Raw genomic sequence first — 25,263 nt, 5'->3', positions numbered from 1 at the left:
GTCTTGGTCACAGCTGGCCTCGCATGTTCCAGAGTTCGGGGAAAAGCTCCACCTCCAGCATCTTGCGCAGATAGGCGACACCTGTGGTGCCGCCGGTGCCACGCTTGAATCCGATGATGCGTTCGACGGTGGTGACGTGGTTGAACCGCCAACGGCGGAAGTAGTCTTCCAGATCGACCAGCTTTTCCCCCAGCTCATACAGGGTCCAATGCTGTTCGGGATCGCGGTAGACCTGCGTCCAGGCCTCCATTACGGCATCGTCGGCGCGATGCGGCCCGTCCAGCCGGTAGACCGCCGGATCAAAGGTCACGCCCAGCCGGGCGGCCAGCAGGTCCAGCGCGACGTGGTACAGCGACTTGCGCCCGATCTCCTGGCGCAGCATCGCGTGCAGATCGGGCCGGTGTTCATGCACCTTCATCATCGCGACGTTGCGATTGCCCAGGATGAATTCGATCAGCCGGTATTGATGCGACTGGAACCCCGAGGACGCGCCCAGATCGTCGCGAAAGGCGGTGTATTCGCTGGGCGTCATGGTGCGCAGCACCTCCCAGGCGCCGTTCAGCTGTTCGTAGATCCGTGCCACACGGGTCAACATCTTGAAACTGGGCGCCACCTGCCCTGCCGCCAGACGGTCCCGCGCGGCGGAAAGTTCATAAAGCGCGAGCCGCATCCACAATTCCGAGGTCTGGTGCTGGATGATGAACAGCATCTCGTCATGGGCGTCCGATTGCCGGTTCTGCGCGCCCAGGATCGGGTCCAGCGCCAGGTAATCGACATAAGACATGTCGCGGGCAAAGGACATCTTGGCCCCTTCGCCCGCCGGATCATAGGACTCCGTCATCGTGGCCTCAGCTGTCGGACGGCAGGACGGCCGTCGCCTCGATCTCGACCTTGGCGTCGTCTTCCACTAGGGCGGCGACAACGACCATGGTCATGGCGGGAAAATGGTAGCCCATCACCTCCCGGTAGGCGGCGCCGACCTCGGCCTGATGTGCCAGGTATTCCGCCTTGGAGGTGACGAACCAGGTCAGCCGGGTGACGTGTTCGGCACGGCCTCCGGCGGCCTCCACCACGGCCACGATGTTGCGCAGGGCCTGGACCATCTGGCCAATGAAATCCTGGGCCTCGAACACCTGCTCGGCGGTCCAGCCGATCTGCCCGCCCACATGCAGGATGCGGCCCTCGGCCAGGACACCGTTGGCATAGCCCTTGGCGGGTTTCCATCCTTCGGGATGAATCATCATCGTGCTCACGCCGCATCCTCCGTGTAGCGTTCCAATATGGCGCGCGGCCCGTCCGGCCAGCGCGTGGATTTCATCGTCTCGGCCCGGACCAGCACCAGCGTGCCGGTGGCCGTCAGCCGTGCGGGTCCGCCTGTTGCACCCTTCACCTGCATCCGCCAATCGGCGCTGGCACCGCCCAGCCGGACAAAGACCAGCGACCAGTCCAGCACCTCCCCCAACCGCGACGGCGCGTGGAAGTCCACCGCGATCCGCCCGGTCGGCACGGCCAGCCCCTCGGGCCCGTGCAATTGGTGGAACGGCCAGTCCAGCGCGTGGGCAAAGAAGGTTTCGACCACCTCGTTCACCATTTCGAAATAGCGCGGGTAAAAGACGATCCCGGCCGGGTCGCAATGCTGGAACATCACCGTGGTGCGATGGGCAAAGACCGCCATGTGCTGTTCCCGTTCCGTGGCGGGCGCGCGGCCCGCATCTGTCCCGTGATGGCAGAGGCCTGCCGGTTCTGCGATTACCTTCGGCCAGCGGCACCGAAATTTCAAGCCTAAAGTTTTAGGCTTGAAATGTCTGGGCGGGACGTGGAAGACTTCGCCCAGGGATCACGCCCCAAGGAGGGAAGCGCATGAAGACCGTCTGTATCGGGGGCGGGCCGTCCGGCCTCTATTTCGCCATCAGCCTGAAGCTTCGCAACCCGGAGGCGGAGGTCACGGTGATCGAACGCAACCGCGCCGATGACACGTTCGGCTGGGGCGTCGTTCTCAGCGACGAGACGCTGGACAACCTGCAACGTAACGACCCGGTCAGCGCCGCCGCGATCCGCGACCAATTCGCCTATTGGGACGATATCAAGGTGGTGAAGGAAGATGTGGCCATCACCTCTACCGGGCACGGATTCTGCGGGCTGGGGCGGCGGGCGATGCTGTTGCTGTTGCAGGATCGCGCGCGCGAACTGGGCGTGCGGCTGCGGTTCGAGACGGAGGTGGAGGATTTCGACCAGCTCTGCCGCGATCACGACCTGGTGGTGGCCGCCGACGGGATCAACTCCCGGACCCGCACCCATTTCGCCGAGGCCTTCCGCCCCGAGATCGACACACGCGCGTGCAAGTTCATCTGGCTGGGCACCCATGCCAAGTTCGACGACGCCTTTACCTTCATCTTCAAGAAGACGCCGCAGGGGTGGGTCTGGGCGCATGCCTATCAATTCGATCCCGACACCGCGACCTTCATCGTGGAGTGTTCGGAAGAGACCTGGCGCGGCATCGGCTTTGACGCCATGGATCAGGACCAGACCATCGCCAAATGCGAGGAGATCTTTGGCGATCATCTGGGGGGGCACGACCTGATGTCGAATGCCAGGCATCTGCGCGGCTCGGCCTGGCTGAACTTCAACCGGGTGCTCTGCGAGACCTGGCACCACCAGAATGTCGTGCTGCTGGGCGATGCCTCGGCCACGGCGCATTTCTCCATCGGGTCGGGCACGAAACTGGCCTTGGAATCGGCCATCGCGCTGGCCGAACTGGTCAGCACCCGTCCCACGCTGGAAGAGGCGTTTACCGCCTATCAGGAAGATCGCCGGCTGGATGTGCTGCGCCTGCAATCGGCGGCACGCAATTCCACCGAATGGTTCGAGGAGATCGACCGCTACCTGCCGCTGGACCCGGTGCAGTTCACCTATTCCCTGCTGACCCGCAGCCAGCGGATCAGCCACGAGAACCTGCGCCTGCGCGATCCCGACTGGCTGGGCGCGGCGGAGGCCTGGTTTCAGGCGCGCGCCGGGGCGCCGGAGGCACGCCGCGCGCCGATGTTCGCGCCCTTTGCCCTGCGGGGGATGACCTTGGTGAACCGGGTCGTGGTCTCTCCGATGGCGCAGTACAAGGCCGTCGATGGCTGCCCCACCGACTGGCATTTCGCCCATTACGCCGAACGGGCCAAGGGCGGCGCCGGGCTGGTCTATACGGAGATGACATGCGTCAGCCCCGAGGGGCGGATCACCCCCGGCTGTCCGGGGCTCTACGCGCCCGAGCACGAAGCCGCCTGGCGCCGTCTGTGCGATTTCGTGCATGGGCAGACGCAGGCGAAATTGTGCATGCAGATCGGCCATTCCGGGCGCAAAGGCTCCACCAAGTTGGGCTGGGAAGGGATGGATGATCCGCTGGAGACCGGAGGCTGGCAGACCGTTTCCGCCTCGGCCATCCCGTGGGACGACGGGCATACCGCCCCGAAAGAGCTGGACCGCGCCGGGATGGAGACGATCCGCGATCAGTTCGTGGAGGCCGTCCGCATGGCCGATCGCTCCGGGTTCGACATGATCGAACTGCACGCCGCCCATGGGTATCTGCTGTCCTCCTTCATCTCGCCCCTGTCGAACCGGCGGGGCGACGCCTATGGCGGCAATCTGGCGAACCGCATGCGCTACCCGCTGGAGGTCTTCGACGCCATGCGCGCGGCCTGGCCGGAGGACAAGCCCATGGCGGTGCGCATCTCGGCCAGCGACTGGGCCGAGGATGGCGTGGACGCGGCAGAGGCGGTGCAGATCGCGCAGATGTTCCGTGATGCGGGCGCCGATATCATCGACGTCTCCGCCGGGCAGACCAGCACCCAGGCGCAGCCCGTCTATGGCCGCATGTTCCAGACCCCATTTTCGGATCGCATCCGCAACGAGGGGGGCATGCCCACCATGGCGGTCGGCAATATCTACGAGCCCGATCACGTCAATTCGATCCTGATGGCGGGGCGGGCCGATCTGGTCTGCCTGGCGCGGCCGCATCTGGCCGATCCCTACTGGACCCTGCACGCCGCCGCCGCCCTGGGCGATACCGGCACCCAATGGCCCCTGCCCTACGAGGCCGGGCGCGATCAGATGATGCGGCTGGCCGAACGTGGCGAGGGGCTGGGCCTCAAGGTCTGATCCCCGTCGCCGCGCGCGGCTCAGACGCTGCAAATACGGCAAGCGCCGCGCCTCCGGGATGGGGCGCGGCCCTTGGCATCCAAGCGTGTCGGCAGTCAGCGCCGCGCGGCGGGCGGTGCCGTCACGCGGGAAAACCCGGCCATGGAGGCATAGCCGCCGACGATGGCCTTGCGATCCGCGTGGCACAGCACCTGGTCGATATCGCGGAACCCGGCGGGCGCGCGTTTCTCCACCTCGTCGATCACCCGTTCCGGCCCGCCGACGCGATTGGTGCGCACCACCTCGGCCGTTTTGGGCAGACGCTCCTTCTCATAGGCCCAGAGCGCGGCGCGCGGATGTTCGGCGCGGGCCAGCGCATCGGCCAGGCAACGCGCGTCCAGGATCGCCTGGCTGGCCCCGTTCGACCCCACCGGGTACATCGGATGCGCCGCATCGCCCAGCAGGGTCACCCGACCGAAGGTCCAGCGCGGCAGCGGATCGCGGTCGGCCATGGGGTATTCGAAGATCGCCGGCGTCTTCTGCACCAGCCCGCCGATATCCATGCCCGGCACATGGAAGCGCAGCGCATGGGGCAGCACCGCGGCCAGCGAGGCCTGGCGCGACCAGCTGTCGGGCGGTGGCGGCGACTGATCGCCATCCTTGATCCGGATGTTGACCACCCAGTTCATCAGCTGCTTGCCCTTCACCGGCGGCGCGATGGGATAGAGGACGAACTTGCCCCCCAGCCCACCGCCGATGGCCATGCTTTCCCCGTCTTCCCAGACCGGCCATTCCGTGGCGCCGCGCCACATCACCACCCCCTGCCAGGAGGGCGCGCCCTCGGCCGGGTAGAAGCTGCGGCGGCCCACTGAATGGATGCCGTCGGCGCAGATCAGAACCTCGCCCCTGACGGTTTCACCGGCACCGCCCAGACGGGTGTCGCTGAACTGCGCGGTGACGCCACCATCATCCTGGATGAACCCTTCCAGCCGCCGCCCGGTACGGATCGCGTCCGCGCCCAGCCGCGCAAGAACGGCATCATGGATGACCTTCTGCAACCGCCCCCTGTGGATCGAGAATTGCGGCACCTCGTGACCCGCATGCACCCCCCGCAATTCGGACCAGACCTCCTGACCCTGGCGGGTCAGATAGGACAGCTTCCGCGTGCGCACGCCGACCTTGTCCAGGGCGTCCAACAGGCCCAGGTCCGCCAGTTCGCGGATCGCGTGGGGCAGCACGTTGATTCCGACCCCGACCTCCCGCACGTCGCGCGCGGCCTCGTAGAGGCGCACGGGAATGCCCCGCGCATGAAGCATCAGGGCCGTCGTCAGCCCGCCGATCCCGGCACCCGCGATGATCACCGTCATGGGGTCACTCCTCCTCGGGGGGCAGGAAATCCACCTCGTGCTTGGCCGAAACGGCGACGACATCGGCCGGATTCGGTTCCGGCCCCAGGTTGTGCAGCGCCCAGAACAGATCGAAGAGCTTGCCCGTCGGGGCGACCCAGAACAGGCATTTGAGGGTACTGTCGGTCTTGTTGAAGATCCCGTGGGGGATGTTCATCGGCATGCGGATCAGGTCACCCGGTTCGGCATAGGTTTCCACGCCGTTCAGCAACAGGTCGAACCGCCCTTCGAGGACATAGATGAATTCATCCTGCGTCGGATGGATATGCGGCGGGACAAAGGTGCCCTTGGGCAAGGTCGCATGCCAGGCCATCGAGTTCTCGGACTTCTGCTTGGGCACATAGGTCTGACCCAGGATATTCCACGAGATTTCGTCGATGCCGCTGTTGGATTTGGTCACGCCGGGGATCATCATCTTCTGTCCTTTCTGGGATCACACGTGAAGGAAGCGGTCCTTCACGTCGGGGGTTGCCAGGATATCGGCCGTGCTGCCGGTCCAGACCACGCGGCCCTTCTCGATCACGACATGCCGGTCGGCAAAACGGGTGAGGGCATCGACGTTCTTGTCGATCACCAGGATCGCCTCGCCCTCGGCTTTCAGCCGGGCGAGGCAGGCCCAGATATCCGCGCGGATCAGGGGGGCCAGACCCTCGGTCGCCTCGTCCAGGACGATGAGACGCGGATTGGTCATCAGCGCACGGCCGATGGCCAGCATCTGCTGTTCGCCGCCAGAGAGCTGGTTGCCCATGTTGCGGCGGCGTTCGTGCAGGCGCGGGAACAGGTCGTAGATCCGGGCCAGCGTCCATTTGCCCGTGCGGGCGGTGGCGCGCAGGTTTTCCTCGACATTGAGGGTGGGGAAGATCTGCCGCCCCTCGGGCACCAGGCCCAGCCCCGCGCGGGCCACCTGGTGGGGATCGGCGCCGGTCAGGTCGCGCCCGTCCACGGTGACCTGCCCGGCGCGCGGCGCCAGAAGGCCGAAAATGGACTTCACCGTCGTCGTCTTGCCCATCCCGTTGCGGCCCAGCAGGGTCACCACCTCGCCCTGGTCCACATGAAGATCCACCCCGAAGAGGATGCGGCTTTCGCCATAGGCGGCTTCCAGTCCCTTGACCTGCAACATCAGGCGGCCCCCTCTTCTTCCTCGCCCAGGTAGGCGGCGCGCACCTGGGGGTCGTTGCGGATCTCCGCCGGGGTGCCGGTGGCGATGATACGTCCATAGACCAGCACCGAAACCCGGTCGGCCAGGGCAAAGACCGCCTCCATGTCATGTTCGATCAGCACCATGGTAAAGCGCCCGCGAAAGGCCTTGAGCCGGGCAACGAACGCTTCCGCGTCCTCCCCGCCCACGCCGGCCAACGGCTCGTCCAGCAGCAGCACACGCGGTTCGGTGGCCAGGGCGATGGCCAGTTCCAGCCGCCGGTGTTCCCCATGGCTGAGCGCGCTGGCCCGTTCCTGCGCCCGGTCGGCCAGCCCGGCCTCCTTCAGCGCGGTCAGCGCGGCGCGGTTCAGCGCCTCCTCCCGCGTGACGGCCCGGAAAAAGCGAAAACTGGACCCGCTGCGCGCCTGCACCGCCAGCGCCACGTTTTCCAGCGCGGTGAACCCCGGCAGGATGGAGGTGATCTGAAACGATCGCGCCAGCCCCAGCTTGACCCGCTGCGGCATCGCCAGTGCGGTCACGTCGCGATCGCCCAGCGTGACACTGCCCGCATCGCTGGGCAATTGCCCCGAGAGCTGCGCGATCAGCGTTGTCTTGCCGGCGCCGTTGGGCCCGATGATGGCGTGGATTTCACCCGGCGCGATCTCCAGGGACACATCGTCCGTCACCTTCAGCGCGCCGAAAGTCTTGCACAGGTTGCGGATGCTCAGCCCGGTCATTGCTTGCGCCCTCCCAGTCCCAGCGTTTCCAGCAGGCCGGTCAGCCCGCGCGGTGAGAACAGCACCATCAGCACCAGGAAGATCCCGAACAGCAGTGGCCAATGGTGGGTCAACATGCCCAACCATTCCTCCAGCAGCAGCGCGGCCACGGCCCCGGCGATGCCGCCGGTCAGGGTGCCCACGCCTCCCAGCACGACCATCACGATCAACTCGCCCGAGCGGTGCCAGGACATGAATGCCGGAGAAACGAACTGCGCCTGATTGGCCAGCAGAACCCCCGCGACAGAGGTGATGCAGCCCGAGATGACAAAGGCCGTCAGCTGATACCGGAACGGGGCGTAGCCCACCGCCTCCATCCGGGTGGCGTTCTCCCGGATGCCGGTGAAGACGCGGCCGAACCGCGAGGCCACAATGCGGTTGCACAGCACGAACAGGGCGATCAGCAGCGCCAGCGCCATGTAGTAGAGGCCGTAATCATGGGCCAGCATGTCCTGCCCCAGCACGGTGGAGCGGCGCGCCAGCGAATAGCCGTCATCGCCGCCATAGGCCGACAGCGAGATGAAGAAGAAGAACGCCATCTGCCCGAAGGCCAGGGTGATCATGATGAAATAGACCCCACGCGTGCGCAGGGAGATCGCCCCCGTCACCAGTGCAAAGACGGCCGATACGGCGATGGCGCCCGCGATCTGCACGAACAGGTCGTTGATCCCCATGCTGGACAGAACCGCCACCGCATAGGCGCCGAACCCCAGATAGGCGGCATGGCCGAACGACACCAGCGCGCCAAAGCCCAGGATCAGGTCCAGCGCCATGGCGGCGATCGCATAGGCCAGGATACGGGTGCCGATCAGCACGTAGAACGGATCATTCAGCGCCGAGGCCAGCGGCGGCAGCAGCGCGAACAGCACGAACAGCGCCAGCGCCGCGCGGGTCCGGCCGGCCAGCATCGGCTGGCGGGGCAGACCCAGGGGGGTGGACAGGTCCGACATCAGGCGCGCCTCCCGAACAGGCCGGCGGGACGGGCAAACAGGATCACCGCCATCAGGATGTAGACCAGCATCGGCGCCAGCACGCGGCCCATCTGGCCCGCCGCCGCCGGATCCAGAACGCTGCGCAGCCAGATCGGGCCGAAGACGCCGCCCACGGTATCCACCACGGCCACGATCAGCGCGCCCAGGAACGCGCCCTTGACCGATCCGATGCCGCCGATGACGACGACGACAAAGGCCAGGATCAGCACGCTTTCCCCCATGCCGGTATCCACCGACAGGATCGGCGCGACCAGCGCCCCGGCCAGGCAGGCCAGCACCGCGCCCAGGGTGAAGACGATGGCGAACAGCCGGTTGATATCAACTCCCAGGGCCGAAACCATGGTACGGTTGGTGGCGCCTGCGCGCAGCAGCATCCCGATGCGCGTGTGATTGACCAACAGATACAGCCCGCCCGCCACCGCCAGCCCGGCGGCGATGATGGCGATACGATAGACGGGATATTTCAGCGGCCCCATCAGCGGCACCGCGCCCGACAGCAGGTCCGGCATGGCAACCGACAGCGGCGAGGTGCCCCAGGTGATTTCCACCAGCTCTCCGGCGATCATCACAAGGCCGAAGGTCGCCAGCACCTGATCCAGATGCGACCGGGCGTATAGCCTGCGCATCACCACGACCTCCAGCACCAACCCCACCACCACGGCGGCGGGCAGCATCAGCAGGAGACCCCACCAGAAACTGCCCGTCAGCGCGGCAAAGGTCGCCATCAGATAGGCCCCGACCATATACAGGACGCCATGGGCGAGGTTGATCACATCCATGATCCCGAAAACGAGGGTCAGCCCCGCCGCGATCAGGAACAACAGAACCCCCAGCTGAACCCCGTTGAGGAGCTGGAGCACGAACAGGTTCATCATGGATGCAATCCCCCTCGCCCGGCCGGTTACTGCATCTCGCAGGCGTCGGCGTAGTTATCGACGTAATCGTCGAAGATCTTCTCCTTCACCGAGGTGCCGTAGTAACCATCGTCACGCTTCACCGCCTCGACCAGGTAGAAATCCTGAACCGGGTAGTTGTTCGCGCCAAAGGAGAAGTCGCCGCGCGGGCTGTCGAAATCCGCCGCGTGGATGGCCGCGCGCAGGGCGTCGCGGTCGGTCAGATCGCCGCCAACCTTGGCCACGGCACTGTTGATCAGCTGGGCCGCGTCATAGGCCTGCATCGCGTAGGTGCCGGGCACCGATTCGTATTTCGCGATGTAATCGGCGACAAAGGCCTGATTGGCCGCGTTGTCCATGTCAGGCGCCCAATTGGCCCCGCCCAGCAGGCCGACGGCCGCGTCCTGGGTCGCCGGCAAGGTGGTCTCATCCACGGTGAACGCCGACAGGAAGGGGATCGAATCCAGCCCGGCCTGCGCATATTGCTTGACCAGGTTCACGCCCATGCCACCGGGCATGAAGGTAAAGATGGCATCCGGCTGGAATGCGGCGATCTGTGCCAGCTCGGCCGAGAAATCCAGCTGCCCCAACTCGGTATAGACTTCGCCGGCGACGCCGCCGGTGTAGGAATTCTTGAACCCCGCGACACTGTCCTTGCCGGCCTGGTAGTTCGGCACCATCAGGAAGACGTTCTTGTAGCCCTGCTGCTCCGCATAGGCGCCCATGACCTCGTGGTTCTGGTCATTCTGGTAGGAGGTGGTGAAGAAATTGGGATTGCATTCCGCCCCGGCAAAGTTGGACGTGCCGGCATTGGTGGAGATCAGGATGTTCCCGGTGCTGGTGACGGGCTGGTGGATCGCCATCAGGATGTTGGAAAAGATCGGCCCGACCACGAAATCCACATTGTCGCGCTGCACCAGTTCGCGCGCCTTGTCGGCGGCCAGATCGGGACGGCCCTCATCATCGACGACGATGATCTCGGTCTTCATGCCGCCAATATCGCCCATCTTTTCGGCCGCCAGCATGAAGCCGTCGCGCGCCTGAACGCCAAGCGCGGCAGGCGGGCCGGACAGCGTGTAGACCAGCCCGATCTTCAGCACATCATCCTGGGCAGAGGCGGGCACATCCTGCGCCATCGCCGGGGCGCTCAGCCCCAGGGCCACCAGGGTGGTGGCCATCAATTTGGTCTTGATTGTCATGTCGTTATCTCCCTTGTTGGTATCACGCGGCTTTGCCGTCTGGTCGGGCCTTCGGCCCTTTGGCGCCCGACTGCCCCGCATTGAGTGGCGCGCGGCGGTACGGATGCAAGTCATTTCGATGGTCAGCGCTCCTCCGCGGGGGCCAGGGCGCGACGCGTCAGCGGCGAATGCGGATCGGCCAGGCCGTCGATCACGTTGAAATGGTGGCGATCGGGTTCCACCACGGCAGCGGTGCGCGCGCCCAGCCCATGCCAGATGTTGGGTAATAGCTGCGTCTGGCGCAGGAATTCCTGACGCTCTCCCCCGCCGACCCAGGCGGTAAGGTCCACCCCCGGCAGGGGCCGTTTCAGGGCCGGGCTGGCGGCCTCGGCGGTGGTCAGATCCAGCTGCAATTGCGCGTTGCGCGTGGTGTTCAGCATCGGGCGCAGGTCATGCAGGCCGGAGATCGACACCACATGCGCCAGCCGGGCCTGCACCTGCGGCGGCAGGGGGCTGTCGTGGCACATCATGGCGCTGACCAGGTGGCCGCCGGCCGAATGGCCCGACAGGATGACGGGGCCTGCGACTTGCCCCGCCGCATGGGTGATCGCGGCGCCGACCTGATCGGTGATCTGCGCGATACCCACCGTCGGGCACAGGTCATAGGAGGGCATCGCCACGGCCCATCCCCGCGCCACCGGTCCCGCCGCCAGATGGGACCAGTAGGATTTGTCCAGCGCCACCCAGTAGCCGCCATGCACGAAGACAAACAGCCCGCGCGGCGCGCCCTGCGGCAAAAACAGGTCATAGCGGTGACGGTCTCCGGGGCCGTAGGGCACATCGATCTCCCCCCGCGCCTGGTCGCGAAACGCCGCCGCCGGGCCCACCCAGGCCGCCGGGTATTCCGACCCGCCGGGGATGTTGCGACCGTTTTCATAGGCGGCGTCCCAATCCGTCACGTCAAAGACGACCACGGGCGATCTCCCTGTTTTCCTGCCTGGCGGGCGGGCTTTGCAAGCCACGACACGCCGGTCTTGCAAGTATCGTTACGGGCCGCAAAATATATTTCAAGCTCAAATCTTTTTTGCTTGAAATATTTTTCCCCGCTTTCTAGCGTTTGATGAAAATCTGACGAAACCACCGCAGGAGGTGCCAGTGGCGCTGCTTGGCCCCGACGCCGACCCTCAGGGAAATCCCGCCCCGGACCCGTTGACCAAGGCGCGTCTGCGGATGTGGCTGCGGATGCTCAAAAGCACCCGCCGGGTGGAACAGGTGCTGCGTGAACGGTTGCGCCGCGAATTCGACAGCACCCTGCCCCGGTTCGACGTGATGGCCGCGCTGGCCCGGTTCGACGACGGGCTGAAGATGTCGGCGCTGTCGGGCGTGCTGCGGGTGTCGAACGGCAATGTCACCGGGATCGTGGACCGCCTGGCCGAAGAGGGGCTGGTGGTGCGCGTGCAGGTGCCGGGCGACCGCCGCGCCTCTCTCGTGCGGCTGACGCGCAAGGGCCAGGAGGTCTTTGCCCGCCAGGCCGCCGCGCACGAAGCCTGGATCAACGAATTGCTGGACGACTTCACGCCGGAGGAGGCGCGCATCTTCTCCGACCGTTTCGACGCGGTGCCCCATAATGAGGAGGAGACCCCATGAAGGCCGATACCGAACATTTCCGCTGCGAGATCGAGGACGGGATTGCCACGCTCCGCCTGGACCGTCCGGACCGCAAGAACCCCCTGACCTTCGACAGCTATGCCGAGCTGCGCGACTGGTTCCGCGACCTGGCGCAGGACGACACGGTCAAGGCCGTCATCTTTGCCTCCAACGGGGGCAACTTCTCCTCCGGTGGGGATGTGCATGACATCATCGGCCCGCTGACAAAGATGTCGATGAAGGAATTGCTGACCTTTACCCGCATGACCGGCGACCTGGTCAAGGCGATGCTGCATTGCGGGACGCCGATCATCGCCGCCGTCGATGGCATCTGTGTCGGCGCCGGCGCGATCATCGCCATGGCTGCTGACATGCGGCTGGCCAGCCCGGATGCCAAATGCGCGTTTCTGTTCACACGCGTCGGTTTGGCGGGCTGTGACATGGGCGCCTGCGCCATGCTGCCCCGGATCATCGGCCAGGGCCGCGCGGCGGAGTTGCTGTATACCGGGCGCTCCATGTCCGCGACCGAGGGGGAGGCCTGGGGCTTCTGGAACCGCCTTGTCCCGGCGGAGGATCTGGAAGGCGCGGCGCGCGACCTGGCGCAGCGCATCGCCGGCGGTCCGAATTTCGGCAACATGATGACCAAGACCATGATCAATCAGGAATGGTCCATGTCACTGGACCAGGCGATCGAAGCCGAAGCGCAGGCCCAGGCGATCTGCATGCAAACCGCCGATTTCACCCGCGCCTACGAGGCCTTCGTGGCCAGGAAAACCCCCGTGTTCGGGGGCGATTGATGGCAGACCGTTCCTTTCTCGACTGGCCGTTCCTGGACGCCCCGCACAAGGCCCATGCCATCGCGCTGGACGATTGGGCGGCCGGGCTGGGACCGATCGACCACCACGACACCGACGCCGCCTGCCGGACACTGGTCGCGCGGCTGGGGGCGGACGGCTGGTTGAACCCGTCAGCCGTGGACCCTGCCGATCCACGGCCCCTGGACGTGCGAACCCTGTGCCTGACCCGCGAAACGCTGGCCCGGCACGACGGTCTGGCCGATTTCGCCTTTGCCATGCAGGGGCTGGGCACCGGGGCGCTGTCGCTGTTCGGCACCCGCGCGCAACAGGATGAATGGCTGCCGCTGACCCGCACGGGGCAGGCGATTTCCGCCTTTGCCCTGACCGAACCGCAATCAGGGTCGGACGTGGCCAATTCCACCATGACCGCCCGTGATGACGGCGATGCCTGGGTGCTGGACGGGGAGAAGACCTGGATCTCCAACGGCGGCATTGCGGATGTCTATACCCTCTTTGCCCGCACGGGGGAGGGGCCGGGGGCCAAGGGGCTGTCGGCCTTTGTCCTGCCCGCCGACACGCCGGGGCTGGAGATCGCCGAACGTCTGGATACCATCGCGCCGCACCCGCTGGCCACTCTGCGGTTCACCGGCGCGCGGCTGCCGAAATCCGCCCTGATCGGCGAGGCCGGGCAAGGGTTCCGTATCGCCATGTCGGTGCTGGACGTGTTCCGCACCACGGTGGCCGCCGCCGGTCTGGGCTTTGCCCGCCGGTCGCTGGACGAAACGCTGGCACGGGTCAATGACCGGCAGGTGCAGGGCAAACCGCTGGCCGATCTGCAAATGGTGCAGGCCCATCTGGCCGAGATGGCGCTGCGCGTCGATGCCAGCGCCCTGCTGGTCTACCGCGCCGCCTGGGCCAAGGACAGCGGCGCCCCGCGCGTCAGCCGGGAGGCCGCGATGGCCAAGCTGTTTGCCACCGACGAGGCGCAAAAGGTCATTGACGCCGCCGTCCAGCTGCATGGCGGCGACGGCGTGCGCAGCGGCGCGGTCGTCGAACGGCTGTACCGGGAGATCCGGGCCCTGCGCATCTACGAGGGTGCCTCGGACGTGCAAAAGGTGATCATCGCGCGCCAGACACTCGATTCCGCCCGCGCGACATGATCGCGCGGGCCTGACACCCGCCGCAGATCCGGGCGCAAAGATCCGGGCCACGGCCAACTGGGAGTATGACGATCATGATGGCATCCGCTTCGGCTGCGGCGCGGCTGGGCCCATCGGCCCATGTGGACACCTTTACCCGCGACAACCTGCCCCCGCCGGACCAATGGCCCGACTTCCAGCTGGGTGGGTTCGATTATCCCGAACACCTGAATGTCGGGGTAGAGCTGACGGATGCGATGGTCGAACGGGGTCACGGTGACCGAACCGCCCTGATCGGCAACGGTCGTCGCCGCACCTACAAGGAGCTGACGGATTGGACCAATCGTCTGGCGCACGCCATGGTCGACGATCTGGGCCTGCGCCCCGGCAACCGCGTGCTGATCCGCTCCGCCAACAACCCCGCCATGGTCGCCGTCTGGCTGGCCGCGACCAAGGCCGGGGCCGTGGTGATCAACACCATGCCCCTGCTGCGCGCCGGAGAGCTGGGCCAGATCGTCGACAAGGCAGAGGTCCAATTCGCCTTCTGTGACACGCGGCTGATGGATGAAATGGCAATCTGCGCCAAGTCCAGCGCCTTCCTGAAGACCGTCGTGGGGTTCGACGGCACCTCCAACCACGATGCGGAGCTGGACCGGCTGGCGCTGGAGAAACCGGTTCAGTTCACAGCCGTGAACACCGGCCGGGACGACGTTGCGCTGCTGGGCTTCACCTCCGGCACCACCGGATCGCCCAAGGCGACGATGCATTTTCACCGCGACCTGCTGATCATCGCCGACGGCTATGCGCGGGAGGTTCTGGGCGTGACCCCCGATGACGTGTTCGTCGGCTCTCCGCCGTTGGCGTTCACCTTCGGTCTGGGCGGGCTGGCGGTGTTCCCGCTGCGCTTTGGTGCGGCGGCGGCGTTGCTGGAAAATGCCAGCCCGCCCAACATGATCGAGATCATCCAGAAATACCGCGCCACGGTGTCCTTCACCGCGCCGACGGCCTATCGCGTGATGCTCAAGGCGATGGAGGACGGCGCCGACCTGTCCTCCCTGCGCGCCGCCGTTTCGGCGGGGGAAACGCTGCCCGCCCCGGTCTATGACGAATGGATCGCCAAGACGGGCAAGCCGATGCTGGACGGGATCGGCGCGACGGAGATGCTGCATATCTTCATCTCCAACCGTTTCGACGATCACCGCCCCGCCTGCACCGGCAAGCCGGTCACCGGCTACGAGGCCCGCGTGATCGACGATGCGGGACAGGAGGTGCCGCGCGGCACAGTGGGCCGTCTGGCCGTGCGCGGGCCGACCGGCTGCCGCTATCTGGCCGATGACCGGCAGGGGGGCTACGTGCTGGACGGTTGGAACGTCACCGGCGACGCCTTTGTCATGGACCCCGACGGCTATTTGCATTTCGCCGCGCGCAATGACGACATGATCATCTCCTCCGGGTACAACATCGCCGGACCCGAGGTCGAGGCGGCGCTGCTGTCCCACCCGGCGGTGGCCGAATGTGCGGTGATCGGCGCCCCCGATCCCGACCGGGGCAGCATTGTGCAGGCCCATGTGGTGCTGGCGCCCGGCCATGCCGGCGACGCGGTGCTGACCAAGGCCCTGCAAGATCATGTCAAGGCGGCGATCGCGCCGTTCAAATACCCCCGCTCCGTCCTGTTCATCGACGCGTTGCCGAAGACGGAAACCGGCAAGATCCAGCGTTTTCGCCTGAAGGCGCCGGGCTGAGGCGGCCTTGATTACCGGTGATACTGACGCTATATACTGTCAGTATCACTGTCAGGAGCCCAATCATGCCCCTCACCCAATATGCCGAGGCAGGTCTGTTCGACCCCCGCAAGATTGCCGCCGTGCTGCGAACCTCCTCCGAGGAGGTCGCCCAGACCGTCGGGCTGGGCAAGGATGCGCTGCAACGCCGGGCGCGGATCAACTCCGACCGGACGCAACGCCGCCTGCGCGAATTGGTCGAGGTTCTGAACAAGGTCGAACCGCGCTTCGGCTCGGACCTGATGGCCTATGCTTGGTACCGTTCGGAGCCGCTTCCGGGGTTCGACGGGCGCACCGCCATGCAACTTGTGCGCGAAGGCAAGGCGCATCAGGTTCTCGACTATATTGATGCGGTGGATGCGGGCGTCTACGCCTGATGCCGCTGCAATCTGGCCGGTTCGTCGGGCGGCTGTACCGCGCGCTGAACCCTGTCTATGCCCGCGACCCGCTGTCCGGGCGCGGCGCGGCGCTGTTCGGCGGGCGGTTCAACCAGAAGGGAACAGAGACCCTATATACCGCGTTGGACCCTGTTACTGCCCTGCGGGAAGCCAATCAGGTCGGCGATCTGCAACCCACCACGCTTGTCGCCTACCGCGCCGATCTGGGACCGGTATTCGACACCCGCGATGACACCGCGCTGGCGGATCGCGACATCGACGCCGCCGCCCTGGCCGACCCCGGCTGGCGCACCGCCATGCTGGAAGGACAGACCGTCCCGACGCAGGAATTCGCCAAAGGGTTGCAAGCGGACGGCTATGCCGCGCTGCTGGTGCGCAGCTATGCCCATGGCGCGCGGGCGGACCAGCTGAACATGGTGCTGTGGCGCTGGAACAAGGGCGGCGACGACCGGCTGGCGGTCATCGACGACGAGAACCGCCTGACCCGCGCGCCCTAACCGGCCAGCGCCGTCTTGCCCGTGGGGTTGAGGCTGGCGGTGATATGGGCGGCAAAGACGCGGGCGATCTCCGGCCCTTCCATCGGTCCGTCGGCCATGAACCAGCGGCTGATGCCGTTGATCGCGCCCATGAAGAAGAACACCGCCAGTTTCGGATCGCAGGGCGCGATTTCCCCGGCGTCGATCGCATCGCTGACCAGGGCGCGCAGCTCGCGGTCCAGCCGGGCGCGCCGGGTCTGGATGCGGGCCGTATCCTCTGGCGTCATCGAGAAGAATTCCGTCAGCACCACGCAGGATCCCAGCGTGCTGGTGATGCGGGCGACGTAATCCTCCGCGAAATGACTGATCCGTTCCAGCGGTGTGCGGCCCGACAACATCGCGGCGGAATGCGCCTCTTCGGCCATGCTGATGGCGATGCGGTGGCATTCGTACAGGATCTCCTGCTTGCTTTTGACATAGCGGTAGAGCATCGGCTTGGTCACCGACAGCTCGGTCGCGATCTCGTCCAGCGTGGTCTTGTGAAATCCCTTGCGGCCAAACGCCCGCCCGGCGGCACGCACCAGCGACAGCCGACGCATCTCCTGCTTGCGCTCCGAATCGTTCAGCGCCTCCCGCCAGCCATCGGCGATCATCTCCCGAAAATCCGTATCTGAATCGCCCATGCCGCCCCGCCCTTTTTCCATGGTCACCCGATTTTGCTGCCCTGCCGGGACGCGGGCGAAATGTGACAAAGCTGGTCCCGGTGTACAAGCTGCGCAATGAGATATCGTGGAAAGATGTTCATTTCCATATGGTTACACTTTTGTCATCACGCCAAGTTGACAGGTTCGGGCGCGATGGCTAGGTTCCGACGCCAATGGTTACTACAGAGTAACACCGCGCCGGCCGGGAGGGGCCAGCGCCATCGCAGGGGCGGCAAGCGGGCCGCAGGGGGGACAATGAACCAACAAGTCGAGGCAGGTGTGCCCGCCCCGCTCGCGGGGCGGCTGGCGGTGGTCACCGGCGGCGCTTCGGGGCTGGGACTGGCCACCGCACGGATGCTGCGCGACGCGGGCGCCGGGGTGGTGATTCTGGACGCGGACGGCGCCCGCGCCGCCGCCGTGGCCGCCGATCTGGGCATTCACGCCCTCCCGCTCGACGTGTCCGACGACCCCGCGGCAGAGGCCTGTTTCGACAGGATCGAGGCCACGCATGGCCCGGTGTCGATCCTGGTCTGCTGCGCTGGCGTGGCAACGCCCGGCCCGGTGACACGCCGCGGCGCACCGATGGATCTGGCCGAATTCCGGCGCGTACTGGACATCAACCTGATGGGCAGCCTGAACTGCATCCGCTGCGCCGTGCCGCAAATGATCCGCCGGGGCCGCGCCGGGCCGGACGGGGCCGAGGCCGGGGTGATCGTGCTGACATCCTCCATCGCGGCGAGCGACGGCCAGATGGGCCAGGCCGCCTATGCCGCGTCCAAGGGTGGCGTGGCGGGCATGGTGCTGCCGCTGGCGCGCGAGCTGGGCGACCACGCGATCCGTATCGCCGCCATCGCGCCGGGCGTCTTTCGCACCCCGATGACCGAAGGCCTGCCGGAAAAATCCCGCGATGTGGTCTTTGCCGCGCTGCCGCCCTTTCCCAAGCGGGCGGGAACGGCCGAAGATTTTGCCGATGCCGCGCGCTTTGTCATCGGGAACGCGATGATCAACGGCGAAACCATCCGGCTGGACGGCGGGCTGCGCATGCCCGCGCGGCTGTAAGGGGGCAACATGGATCCGACAGGACAGATCGCCATCGTGACCGGCGCGGCCTCCGGGCTGGGGCGCGGCGTGGCACAGGCGCTGGTGGCCCGCGGCGCGCAGGTGGTGGGCATCGACCTGCCGCCGCGCGACGGTCCCGCCCCCGATCCGGTGGCCGGGATGGCGCTGACGCTGGCGGGCGATGTCGCCGATGCCGCGCAGATGGAAGCGGCCTTCGACCGCATCGGCCAGGAGCTGGGCCGCGCCACGATCCTGGTGAATTGCGCCGGTATCCTGGGCCCCGCGCGCGTGTTCCGCATCGACCGGGAAACGGGCGCCGTCTCTCCGCGCGCGATGGAGAAGTTCCGCCGCGTGATCGACGTCAACCTGACCGGCACGTTCAACACCATCCGCCTGTTCGCCGCCGCCCTGTCGCAGGACGGCCCCGCCGCGCCCGATGGGCCGGACAGGGGGGTGATTGTCAACACCGCCTCCGTCGCCGCCTACGAAGCCCTGTCGGCACAGGCCGCCTATGGCAGTTCCAAGGCCGGGGTGGCGGCGATGACCCTGCCGCTGGCGCGGGAGCTGGCGCGGTTCGGCATTCGCATCGTGGCCCTGGCCCCCGGCACGTTCGAGACCGGGATGATGGGCGACGTGCCCGACCACACCCGCACCCGGCTGATCGCCGATGTTCCATTTCCCACCCGGTTCGGCCGGGCGGATGAATTCGCCCGGTTGGCACTGACCTGTGTCGAGAACCAGATGCTGAACGGATCCGTGCTGCGTATTGACGGCGGCGTGCGGATGCGCGAACCGCAGGAGATCCCCGCATGACAAACCCCACGGCCCCGCAACACCGCGTTCTTTACGGTGACCGGATCGTGCCCTGCCACGCCGATTGCCCGGAGAACCTGGACCGCATGCTGGCCGATATCGCCCGTGCCCACGGCGCCCGCCCTGCCCTTCAGGACGGGGTCCGCCGGCTCAGCTATGCGGAACTGGCCGACCGGGTGGCGCAGGAGGCCGCCGGGCTGGCGGCGCACGGGATCGCGGCGGGCGACCGGGTGGCGGTGTTCCTGGGCAACCGGTTGGAATTCGTCACGACCCTGTTTGCCCTGTGGCGGCTGGGCGCGGTGGCGGTGCCCATCGGCATCCGGCAGGCGGCGGATGAGCTGGCGTTCATGCTGGGCCAATGCGGCGCCGTGGCGCTGATGCATGAACGCGATCTTGCCGACCGCGTGCCCGAGGCCGCAGCCATCCCCACTGTCCGGCTGCTGATCGAATGCGCCGACACGCGGGAGGTGCCTGTACTGGCCGATCGCGGCGCCATTGCGCATGCGGATCTGGCAGGTGCGGCGCGGCAGATCGCCCCCTCCCCCGCCGGGGACGAAGATCCGGCCTGCATCATGTATACCTCCGGCACCACCGGCCGGCCCAAAGGCGCGGTGCTGACCCACCTGGGATTTTGGCACACGGCGCGGAATTATCGCGACCGCTTTGGCTATACGGCCGAGGACCGGATGCTGCTGGTCATTCCGATCACCCATATCTCCGGCCTGCTGGCGGGACTGACGGTGATGATGAATGTCGGCGGTCTGGTCGTTCTGGAACGCAATTTCAAGGCCGCGACCACCCTCGACGTTCTGGAACGGGAAGCGATCACCGCCGCCGTCCTGGTGCCCGCGATGTACAACCTCCTGCTGCTGGAACCGGATCTGGGCGCGCGCGACCTGTCCGCCTGGCGGGTGGGACATTTCGGCGGCGCGGCCATGGCCGAAACCTCGATCACCCAGCTGGCGCAGACATTGCCGCAACTGCAATTGCTGAACGGTTTCGGCAGCACCGAGACGACATCGGCGGTGTCCCTGACCGAACCGGCCCGGCGGCACGCACATCTGGACAGCGTCGGCACCCTGCTGCCTTGCGTCGACATCCGCGTACTGGACGAGGCGGGCCGCGAAGTCCCTCCCGGCGAAAACGGAGAGCTGTGGATCCGCAGCCCCGGCAATGCCTCGGGCTATTGGGACAACCCCGAAGCGACGCGCAAGAACTTCGTCGCGGGCTACTGGCGCAGCGGCGATATCGGATCGGTGGACGCAGAACGCTACTTGCGGGTGCATGACCGGATCAAGGACATGATCAATCGCGGTGGATTCAAGGTCTATTGCGTTGAGCTGGAAAACGTCATCCATGCCTTTCCCGGCGTGGTGGAGGTGGCCGCCGTCGGGACCCCCTGCCCCGTGCTGGGCGAACGGGTGCACGTCTTTGTCCACGGTACCGAACCGATCGACCCCGAGGCGCTGCGCGCCCATGTCCGGACGCAGCTGGCCGATTACAAGACCCCCGATTTCGTCACCCAGACCGACGATCCCCTGCCGCGCAACCTGAACGGCAAGCTGTCCAAGGTGCCCCTGCGCGAACGCGCGCGGGCCGAGGCAGAAACCCGCACCGCGCCGCACAATCCGAAAGGACGCACATGACACAGCCGATCTTCATTCTTGGCGGACATCAAACCGATTTCGCCATCTCTGCCGCCCGCCGGGGCGAGGGCCTGTTCGACCTGATGCAACACGCGGTCCAGGGCGCGCTGGCAGATGCGCAGCTGGACGCGGGGGAAATCCAGTCCGCCCATGTCGGCAATTTCACCGGCGAGATGTTCGCCGGCCAGGGCCAGCTGGGCGGCATGTTTGCCGCCATCGACCCCGCGCTTTACGGCCGTCCCGCCGGGCGTCACGAGGCCGCCTGCGCCTCCGGCTCCATCGCGATGCTGGCCGCCACGGCGGAGATCGAGGCGGGACGCTACGATTGCGTTCTCGTCACCGGGGTGGAACTGGAGCGGAACGTCTCCGGCAAGGAAGCGGCGCAGAACCTGGGCGCGGCGATGTGGGTCGGCACCGAGGGACAGGAGGCAACCTACCCCTGGCCCTACATGTTCCACCGCGTGGCCGAGGAATACGACCGCCGCTACGGGTTGAAATACGACCATCTGGCCGAAATCGCCCGGTTGAACATCGAGAACGGCCGCCGCAATCCCAACGCGCAGACCCGCGACTGGCAATACACGGCCGAAAGCTTCACCGCCGATGACGACGCCAATCCGGTGATCGAAGGGATGATCCGCCGCCAGGATTGCGCCCAGATCACCGATGGTGCGGCGGCGGTGGTGCTGGCCTCGGAATCCTATGCCCGCGCCTGGGCCGAGGCCCGTGGCCTGTCACTGGACGACCTGCCGCGCATCGCCGGCTGGGGCCACACCACCGCCCACCTGCGCCTTCAGGAGAAGTTGGATTACAGCCGTGACAGCGCCTACATCTTCCCGCATGTGCGCGACGCGATCCAGGGCGCCTTCGCCCGCGCGGGGATTGCCGATGTGGCACAGGTTGACGGGATCGAGACGCATGATTGCTTCTCCTCGACCGAGTACATGGCCATCGACCATTTCGGCATCACCCCTCCGGGCGAAAGCTGGCGGGCGGTTGAAAACGGCGACATCGCCCTGGGCGGCCGCATCCCGGTCAATCCCGGTGGCGGGCTGATCGGCGGCGGCCATCCGGTGGGCGCCACCGGCGTGCGCATGGTGCTGGACGCCGCGCGCCAGGTCACTGGCCGGGCCGGCGCCTACCAGGTGGAGGGCGCGCATCGCTTCGCCACTCTGAACCTGGGCGGCAGTGCTACGACCATCGTCACTTTCGTCGTCGAGGCAGGCGCCTGAGACCGGCACCCCGGACGACACGACCAGAAAACGGGCCGGGCGGCAGGAGGACGACGCCCACCCGAACCAAGGGGGCCAAAGCCCCGACTTATCAGTGGAGGACAGACATGACCCAGACCAAGAAGACCCTCACCCGCCGCAACGTATTGTCCGGCGCACCCGTGCTGGCCGGCGCCGCCGTGCTGGCCGCGCCCGCGACCATTGCATCGGCGCAATCGGTGACCACCTGGCGGATGCAGACGCATTTTCCCACCGGCACCTGGTATTACGACGCGATCTTTCAGGATTTCGCCAACCGCGTGACCACCGCGACCAATGGCGAACTGGTGATCGAGACCCATGCCCCCGGTTCCATCGTCTCGACCGGGGATTCGCTGATGGCGTCGGCGCAGGGCGCGCTTGACGGGGCGTTCACCTTCCCGGCCTACTGGGTCGGCCAGATCCCCGCTGCGGGCCATCTGAACGGCAACCTGGCGACCTTCTCCAACAATACGGAGATGGAATATTTCATGTACGAGATGGGCGCGCTGGACATCATCCGCGAAGCCTATGCCGAACGCGGCATCCACCAGGTCGGCCCGATCGGCGCCGGCGGCGTGACCCTGTTCGGCAAGCGCCCGGTGCGCACGGCCGAGGATTTCCAGGGCTACAAGATCCGCACCACCGGCACCGCCGCGCGCGTGCTGGAGAAGATGGGCGCCAACCCCGTCTCCGTCGCGGGCGGGGAACTCTATCAGGCGCTTCAGACCGGGATCGTGGACGCGGCCCATTGGGGCAGCGTCTCCGGCGGGATGAGCATGAATTTCCAGGAAGTGACGGATTACATCGTCCAGCCCGATCTGGTCAGCCCCACCAACCTCGAAGTGTTCGTCAACGCGAACAAATGGAGCCGCCTGGGTGAGGATCACAAGCAGGTCGTCACCGATGCCGTGCGCGCCACCACCGGCATCTATTCCGCGCGGATCATGCAGGCCGATCTGAACGGCGTGGACACTTTCGTCAACGAGGCGGGCGGTGAGATCTCCATGATGGAGGATGCGGTTCTGGAGCAGATGCGCCACAAGTCGCTGGAAGTCGTGGACGAGATTTCGGAACAGGATCCGAAATACAGCGGTCGCATCGGCGCCCTGCTGCATGATTTCATGCGCCAGACCGGCAAGGTCTGATCCCGCGCAACCGGCGGGCCGGGCATACCCCGGCCCGCCACGCGGTCCAGAGCCACGAGGGAGGCCGACGCATGGTGCGACTGATCACCTATCTGAACACGTTGCTGGGCAAGGCCGTCAGCTTTGCCATCCTGATCGGCATGGTCATCATCGTCTACGAGGTGGTCATGCGATATGCCTTCAACGCGCCGACCATCTGGGTGCAGGGCTACACCCAGCGGATCTTTGGCGCCTATTTCGTGCTGCTGGGCGCCTATACCCTGATCCATCGCGGCCACGTCCGGGTCGATCTGCTGCTGAACGACCGCTTCCCCCGTTGGCGGGCCTTTCTCGACGTGGTCAATTATGCCGTCCTGCTGCTGTGGACCGGCGCGCTGAGCTATCAGGCCTGGTCCTACCTGGAGATGTCGTGGATGTTCGCGGAACGCGACGACAGCGCCCTGGGCCATCCGATCTGGCCGGTGAAACTGGCTTTGTTCATCGGTGTCGTGATGATCGCCCTTCAGGGCCTGGCCGAGCTGGCGGATGCGCTGCGCCGGATGTGGCGCCCGCAATCTGACGAAACCCCGACCGGAGATCCCGCCGCATGAGCCCTGAAATCCTGACCCTCGGCATGTTCGGCAGCCTGGTGCTGCTGATCGTCCTCGGCGTGTCGCTGTCCTTTGCCCTGGGCGGGGTGGCGGTGGCGTTCACCCTGATCATGTACGGATCGGGGGGACTGTTTCCCATGGTCTCCGCCGTGTTCGGCACCATGTGGTCCGTGCTGCTGGCGGCGGTGCCGCTGTTCATCTTCATCGGGGTCACGCTGTCCCGCTCCCGCATCTCCAGCGATCTGTACCACGCGTTCCACCTTTGGTCGGGCCGGGTGAACGGCGGGCTGTTGCTGGGCACCGCCGGATTTGCCGCCGTGCTGTCGGCGATGACGGGCAGCTGCGCCGCCTCCACCCTGACGACGGGCAAGATCGGGATGCCCGCGATGGAGCGGCTGGGCTATGACCGGGGCTTTGCCCTGGGCACCATCGCGGCGGCCGGCACGCTGGGCATCATCATCCCGCCTTCGATCACGCTGATCGTCATCGGCATGACGACGGGCCTGTCCATCGGGCGGCTGTTCATGGGCGGGCTGATCGCCGGTCTGCTGGTGCTGGCGGTGATCTGCGCCCATGTCGCGATCCACGCCTGGCGCCACCCCGAGGCCGCGCCCGCCATCGGCCACCGCGTTCCGCTGAAGGACAAGCTATGGTCGCTCAGGTCGGTGCTGGCGCCGCTGACCATCATCGTGGTGGTGCTGGCCTCCATTTTCCTGGGCCTCGCCACCCCGACCGAGGCCGCCGCCGTCGGCGCGGTTACCGTGGTGCTGGCCGTCGCTGCGCAGGGGGAGGTGACACTGAGATTCCTGCGCGAGGTCTGTTTCGAGACGGCGGTGACCACCGGCATGGTGATCTGGATCGTCTTCGGCGCGACCGCCTTTGTCTCCGTCTACTCGGCTGCGGGGGGCATCTCCTTCATGCAGAGCTACCTGACCGAGCTGGACCTCTCCCCCTGGATGCTGATGATCCTGATGCAGCTGGTGGTGCTGGTGCTGGGGATGTTCCTGGATCCGCTGGGGATCATCCTGCTGGTCCTGCCGATGTGTTTCCCGGTGGTGGTGCAGCTGGGGTTCGATCCGCTGTGGTTCTGCATCATCTTCCAGCTGAACCTGTGCATCGGCTACATCACCCCGCCGTTCGGCTACAACATCTTCTACCTCAAGACGATCTGTCCCGAGGCCAGCATCGTCGAGCTGTACCGCGCCGTTCTGCCCTATGTGGCGCTGATGATCCTGTGCGGTGCGCTGTTGATGGCCTTTCCCGGAATACTGGTGCAGGGCACGGCCTGGCTGACCGCCGGCTAGGGG

Annotated in this window: 26 protein-coding genes; 14 read left to right on the top strand and 12 right to left on the bottom strand. The window is 66.4% G+C overall.

All coding sequences use genetic code 11. The features are described 5' to 3' along the window. Window positions 1-7 precede the first annotated feature (7 nt). From G5A46_RS17055 to G5A46_RS17045, 3 genes are read right to left on the bottom strand one after another with little or no spacing between them, the layout of a single operon-like run. Complete coding sequence (locus G5A46_RS17055; RefSeq protein ID WP_163851467.1) at window positions 8-841, bottom strand: tryptophan 2,3-dioxygenase; 834 nt, start codon at window positions 839-841, stop codon at window positions 8-10. A gap of 7 nt (window positions 842-848) precedes the next feature. Then, window positions 849-1,244, bottom strand: a complete 396-nt coding sequence (locus G5A46_RS17050) for a RidA family protein (RefSeq protein WP_420821367.1) — start codon at window positions 1,242-1,244, stop codon at window positions 849-851. Between the two features lie 5 nt (window positions 1,245-1,249). Next, window positions 1,250-1,675, bottom strand: coding sequence for an acyl-CoA thioesterase (locus G5A46_RS17045; RefSeq protein WP_163851462.1), 426 nt, complete (start codon window positions 1,673-1,675; stop codon window positions 1,250-1,252). A 185-nt stretch (window positions 1,676-1,860) separates the two neighbouring features. On the opposite strand from G5A46_RS17045, the gene G5A46_RS17040 reads away from it, so the two are divergent. Beyond that, window positions 1,861-4,146, top strand: a complete 2,286-nt coding sequence (locus G5A46_RS17040; RefSeq protein WP_163851460.1) for a bifunctional salicylyl-CoA 5-hydroxylase/oxidoreductase — start codon at window positions 1,861-1,863, stop codon at window positions 4,144-4,146. A gap of 95 nt (window positions 4,147-4,241) precedes the next feature. Here the strand turns inward: G5A46_RS17040 and G5A46_RS17035 are convergent, their stop codons facing one another. From G5A46_RS17035 to G5A46_RS17000, 8 genes are all read right to left on the bottom strand, one after another. Continuing rightward, entirely contained in the window at window positions 4,242-5,492 is a 1,251-nt protein-coding gene (locus G5A46_RS17035) for a flavin-dependent oxidoreductase (RefSeq protein ID WP_163851459.1), read from the bottom strand. 4 nt (window positions 5,493-5,496) lie between these two features. Beyond that, window positions 5,497-5,943: a cupin domain-containing protein gene (locus G5A46_RS17030; RefSeq protein WP_163851655.1), complete on the bottom strand. Its 447-nt coding sequence runs from the start codon at window positions 5,941-5,943 to the stop codon at window positions 5,497-5,499. Window positions 5,944-5,964: 21 nt separating this feature from the next. Continuing rightward, entirely contained in the window at window positions 5,965-6,651 is a 687-nt protein-coding gene (locus G5A46_RS17025; protein ID WP_163851458.1) for an ABC transporter ATP-binding protein, read from the bottom strand. Next, entirely contained in the window at window positions 6,651-7,406 is a 756-nt protein-coding gene (locus tag G5A46_RS17020) for an ABC transporter ATP-binding protein (RefSeq protein ID WP_163851457.1), read from the bottom strand. Before G5A46_RS17020 ends, G5A46_RS17025 begins: the two co-directional genes overlap by 1 nt. Continuing rightward, window positions 7,403-8,395, bottom strand: a complete 993-nt coding sequence (locus G5A46_RS17015) for a branched-chain amino acid ABC transporter permease (protein WP_163851456.1) — start codon at window positions 8,393-8,395, stop codon at window positions 7,403-7,405. The genes G5A46_RS17020 and G5A46_RS17015 overlap by 4 nt, the downstream gene beginning before the upstream one ends. Continuing rightward, window positions 8,395-9,312 (bottom strand): branched-chain amino acid ABC transporter permease, encoded by a 918-nt coding sequence (locus G5A46_RS17010; RefSeq protein ID WP_163851455.1) that lies wholly within the window; start codon window positions 9,310-9,312, stop codon window positions 8,395-8,397. The genes G5A46_RS17015 and G5A46_RS17010 overlap by 1 nt, the downstream gene beginning before the upstream one ends. A 26-nt stretch (window positions 9,313-9,338) precedes the next feature. After that, the gene (locus tag G5A46_RS17005; RefSeq protein ID WP_163851454.1) at window positions 9,339-10,529 is read right to left on the bottom strand and encodes an ABC transporter substrate-binding protein; all 1,191 of its coding nucleotides are present in this window, start codon (window positions 10,527-10,529) and stop codon (window positions 9,339-9,341) included. A gap of 122 nt (window positions 10,530-10,651) precedes the next feature. Beyond that, complete coding sequence (locus tag G5A46_RS17000) at window positions 10,652-11,482, bottom strand: alpha/beta hydrolase (protein WP_163851453.1); 831 nt, start codon at window positions 11,480-11,482, stop codon at window positions 10,652-10,654. A gap of 181 nt (window positions 11,483-11,663) precedes the next feature. On the opposite strand from G5A46_RS17000, the gene G5A46_RS16995 reads away from it, so the two are divergent. The 6 genes from G5A46_RS16995 to G5A46_RS16970 all read left to right on the top strand — a co-directional run bounded on the left by G5A46_RS16995 (window position 11,664) and on the right by G5A46_RS16970 (window position 16,767). Then, window positions 11,664-12,155 carry a MarR family winged helix-turn-helix transcriptional regulator gene (locus G5A46_RS16995; protein WP_163851452.1) on the top strand — a complete coding sequence of 164 codons (492 nt, stop codon included), beginning with the start codon at window positions 11,664-11,666 and terminating at the stop codon, window positions 12,153-12,155. After that, window positions 12,152-12,952, top strand: a complete 801-nt coding sequence (locus G5A46_RS16990; RefSeq protein ID WP_163851451.1) for an enoyl-CoA hydratase family protein — start codon at window positions 12,152-12,154, stop codon at window positions 12,950-12,952. The genes G5A46_RS16995 and G5A46_RS16990 overlap by 4 nt, the downstream gene beginning before the upstream one ends. Next, window positions 12,952-14,112 (top strand): acyl-CoA dehydrogenase family protein, encoded by a 1,161-nt coding sequence (locus tag G5A46_RS16985; protein WP_163851450.1) that lies wholly within the window; start codon window positions 12,952-12,954, stop codon window positions 14,110-14,112. The genes G5A46_RS16990 and G5A46_RS16985 overlap by 1 nt, the downstream gene beginning before the upstream one ends. Window positions 14,113-14,186: 74 nt before the next feature. Further along, window positions 14,187-15,833: an AMP-binding protein gene (locus G5A46_RS16980; RefSeq protein WP_239521057.1), complete on the top strand. Its 1,647-nt coding sequence runs from the start codon at window positions 14,187-14,189 to the stop codon at window positions 15,831-15,833. Window positions 15,834-15,898: 65 nt separating this feature from the next. After that, window positions 15,899-16,249, top strand: a complete 351-nt coding sequence (locus G5A46_RS16975) for an MbcA/ParS/Xre antitoxin family protein (RefSeq protein ID WP_163851448.1) — start codon at window positions 15,899-15,901, stop codon at window positions 16,247-16,249. Continuing rightward, window positions 16,249-16,767 (top strand): RES family NAD+ phosphorylase, encoded by a 519-nt coding sequence (locus G5A46_RS16970; protein WP_163851446.1) that lies wholly within the window; start codon window positions 16,249-16,251, stop codon window positions 16,765-16,767. Before G5A46_RS16975 ends, G5A46_RS16970 begins: the two co-directional genes overlap by 1 nt. On the opposite strand, the gene G5A46_RS16965 is transcribed toward G5A46_RS16970, so the two are convergent. Then, a complete protein-coding gene (locus tag G5A46_RS16965; protein ID WP_163851445.1) occupies window positions 16,764-17,429 on the bottom strand; it encodes a TetR/AcrR family transcriptional regulator in 666 nt (221 codons plus the stop codon). The two genes, G5A46_RS16970 and G5A46_RS16965, sit on opposite strands and share 4 nt — an antisense overlap. A gap of 276 nt (window positions 17,430-17,705) precedes the next feature. Here G5A46_RS16965 and G5A46_RS16960 point away from each other — a divergent pair, with 276 nt between their 5' ends. From G5A46_RS16960 to G5A46_RS16930, 7 genes are all read left to right on the top strand, one after another. Then, entirely contained in the window at window positions 17,706-18,509 is an 804-nt protein-coding gene (locus tag G5A46_RS16960) for an SDR family oxidoreductase (RefSeq protein ID WP_163851443.1), read from the top strand. A gap of 9 nt (window positions 18,510-18,518) precedes the next feature. Then, window positions 18,519-19,322, top strand: a complete 804-nt coding sequence (locus G5A46_RS16955) for an SDR family NAD(P)-dependent oxidoreductase (RefSeq protein ID WP_163851441.1) — start codon at window positions 18,519-18,521, stop codon at window positions 19,320-19,322. Continuing rightward, on the top strand, window positions 19,319-20,968 hold the full coding sequence (locus G5A46_RS16950) for a class I adenylate-forming enzyme family protein (RefSeq protein WP_163851439.1): 1,650 nt from the start codon (window positions 19,319-19,321) through the stop codon (window positions 20,966-20,968). Before G5A46_RS16955 ends, G5A46_RS16950 begins: the two co-directional genes overlap by 4 nt. Then, a complete protein-coding gene (locus G5A46_RS16945; protein ID WP_163851437.1) occupies window positions 20,965-22,200 on the top strand; it encodes an acetyl-CoA acetyltransferase in 1,236 nt (411 codons plus the stop codon). The genes G5A46_RS16950 and G5A46_RS16945 overlap by 4 nt, the downstream gene beginning before the upstream one ends. Before the next feature lie 107 nt (window positions 22,201-22,307). After that, entirely contained in the window at window positions 22,308-23,366 is a 1,059-nt protein-coding gene (gene dctP, locus G5A46_RS16940) for a TRAP transporter substrate-binding protein DctP (RefSeq protein WP_163851435.1), read from the top strand. A 71-nt stretch (window positions 23,367-23,437) separates the two neighbouring features. Continuing rightward, window positions 23,438-23,956 (top strand): TRAP transporter small permease subunit, encoded by a 519-nt coding sequence (locus G5A46_RS16935; protein WP_163851432.1) that lies wholly within the window; start codon window positions 23,438-23,440, stop codon window positions 23,954-23,956. After that, complete coding sequence (locus tag G5A46_RS16930) at window positions 23,953-25,260, top strand: TRAP transporter large permease (RefSeq protein ID WP_163851430.1); 1,308 nt, start codon at window positions 23,953-23,955, stop codon at window positions 25,258-25,260. The genes G5A46_RS16935 and G5A46_RS16930 overlap by 4 nt, the downstream gene beginning before the upstream one ends. Window positions 25,261-25,263: the final 3 nt, after the last annotated feature.

The sequence above is a fragment of the Pseudooceanicola aestuarii genome, from assembly GCF_010614805.1.
Lineage (GTDB): Bacteria > Pseudomonadota > Alphaproteobacteria > Rhodobacterales > Rhodobacteraceae > Pseudooceanicola > Pseudooceanicola aestuarii.
This window is presented reverse-complemented; position numbering and strand designations above follow the sequence as displayed.

Coding starts and splice junctions, on each gene's coding strand:
- G5A46_RS16935 (WP_163851432.1), top strand. CDS start 23,438: ATGGTGCGACTGATCACCTATCTGAACACGTTGCTGGGCAAGGCCGTC.
- G5A46_RS17050 (WP_420821367.1), bottom strand. CDS start 1,244: ATGATGATTCATCCCGAAGGATGGAAACCCGCCAAGGGCTATGCCAAC.
- G5A46_RS16930 (WP_163851430.1), top strand. CDS start 23,953: ATGAGCCCTGAAATCCTGACCCTCGGCATGTTCGGCAGCCTGGTGCTG.
- G5A46_RS16965 (WP_163851445.1), bottom strand. CDS start 17,429: ATGGGCGATTCAGATACGGATTTTCGGGAGATGATCGCCGATGGCTGG.
- G5A46_RS16955 (WP_163851441.1), top strand. CDS start 18,519: ATGGATCCGACAGGACAGATCGCCATCGTGACCGGCGCGGCCTCCGGG.
- G5A46_RS16945 (WP_163851437.1), top strand. CDS start 20,965: ATGACACAGCCGATCTTCATTCTTGGCGGACATCAAACCGATTTCGCC.
- G5A46_RS16980 (WP_239521057.1), top strand. CDS start 14,187: ATGATGGCATCCGCTTCGGCTGCGGCGCGGCTGGGCCCATCGGCCCAT.
- G5A46_RS17030 (WP_163851655.1), bottom strand. CDS start 5,943: ATGATCCCCGGCGTGACCAAATCCAACAGCGGCATCGACGAAATCTCG.
- G5A46_RS17015 (WP_163851456.1), bottom strand. CDS start 8,395: ATGTCGGACCTGTCCACCCCCCTGGGTCTGCCCCGCCAGCCGATGCTG.
- dctP (WP_163851435.1), top strand. CDS start 22,308: ATGACCCAGACCAAGAAGACCCTCACCCGCCGCAACGTATTGTCCGGC.
- G5A46_RS17045 (WP_163851462.1), bottom strand. CDS start 1,675: ATGGCGGTCTTTGCCCATCGCACCACGGTGATGTTCCAGCATTGCGAC.
- G5A46_RS17025 (WP_163851458.1), bottom strand. CDS start 6,651: ATGTTGCAGGTCAAGGGACTGGAAGCCGCCTATGGCGAAAGCCGCATC.
- G5A46_RS17040 (WP_163851460.1), top strand. CDS start 1,861: ATGAAGACCGTCTGTATCGGGGGCGGGCCGTCCGGCCTCTATTTCGCC.
- G5A46_RS17005 (WP_163851454.1), bottom strand. CDS start 10,529: ATGACAATCAAGACCAAATTGATGGCCACCACCCTGGTGGCCCTGGGG.
- G5A46_RS16985 (WP_163851450.1), top strand. CDS start 12,952: ATGGCAGACCGTTCCTTTCTCGACTGGCCGTTCCTGGACGCCCCGCAC.
- G5A46_RS17035 (WP_163851459.1), bottom strand. CDS start 5,492: ATGACGGTGATCATCGCGGGTGCCGGGATCGGCGGGCTGACGACGGCC.
- G5A46_RS16960 (WP_163851443.1), top strand. CDS start 17,706: ATGAACCAACAAGTCGAGGCAGGTGTGCCCGCCCCGCTCGCGGGGCGG.
- G5A46_RS16975 (WP_163851448.1), top strand. CDS start 15,899: ATGCCCCTCACCCAATATGCCGAGGCAGGTCTGTTCGACCCCCGCAAG.
- G5A46_RS16990 (WP_163851451.1), top strand. CDS start 12,152: ATGAAGGCCGATACCGAACATTTCCGCTGCGAGATCGAGGACGGGATT.
- G5A46_RS17020 (WP_163851457.1), bottom strand. CDS start 7,406: ATGACCGGGCTGAGCATCCGCAACCTGTGCAAGACTTTCGGCGCGCTG.
- G5A46_RS16970 (WP_163851446.1), top strand. CDS start 16,249: ATGCCGCTGCAATCTGGCCGGTTCGTCGGGCGGCTGTACCGCGCGCTG.
- G5A46_RS16950 (WP_163851439.1), top strand. CDS start 19,319: ATGACAAACCCCACGGCCCCGCAACACCGCGTTCTTTACGGTGACCGG.
- G5A46_RS17055 (WP_163851467.1), bottom strand. CDS start 841: ATGACGGAGTCCTATGATCCGGCGGGCGAAGGGGCCAAGATGTCCTTT.
- G5A46_RS17010 (WP_163851455.1), bottom strand. CDS start 9,312: ATGATGAACCTGTTCGTGCTCCAGCTCCTCAACGGGGTTCAGCTGGGG.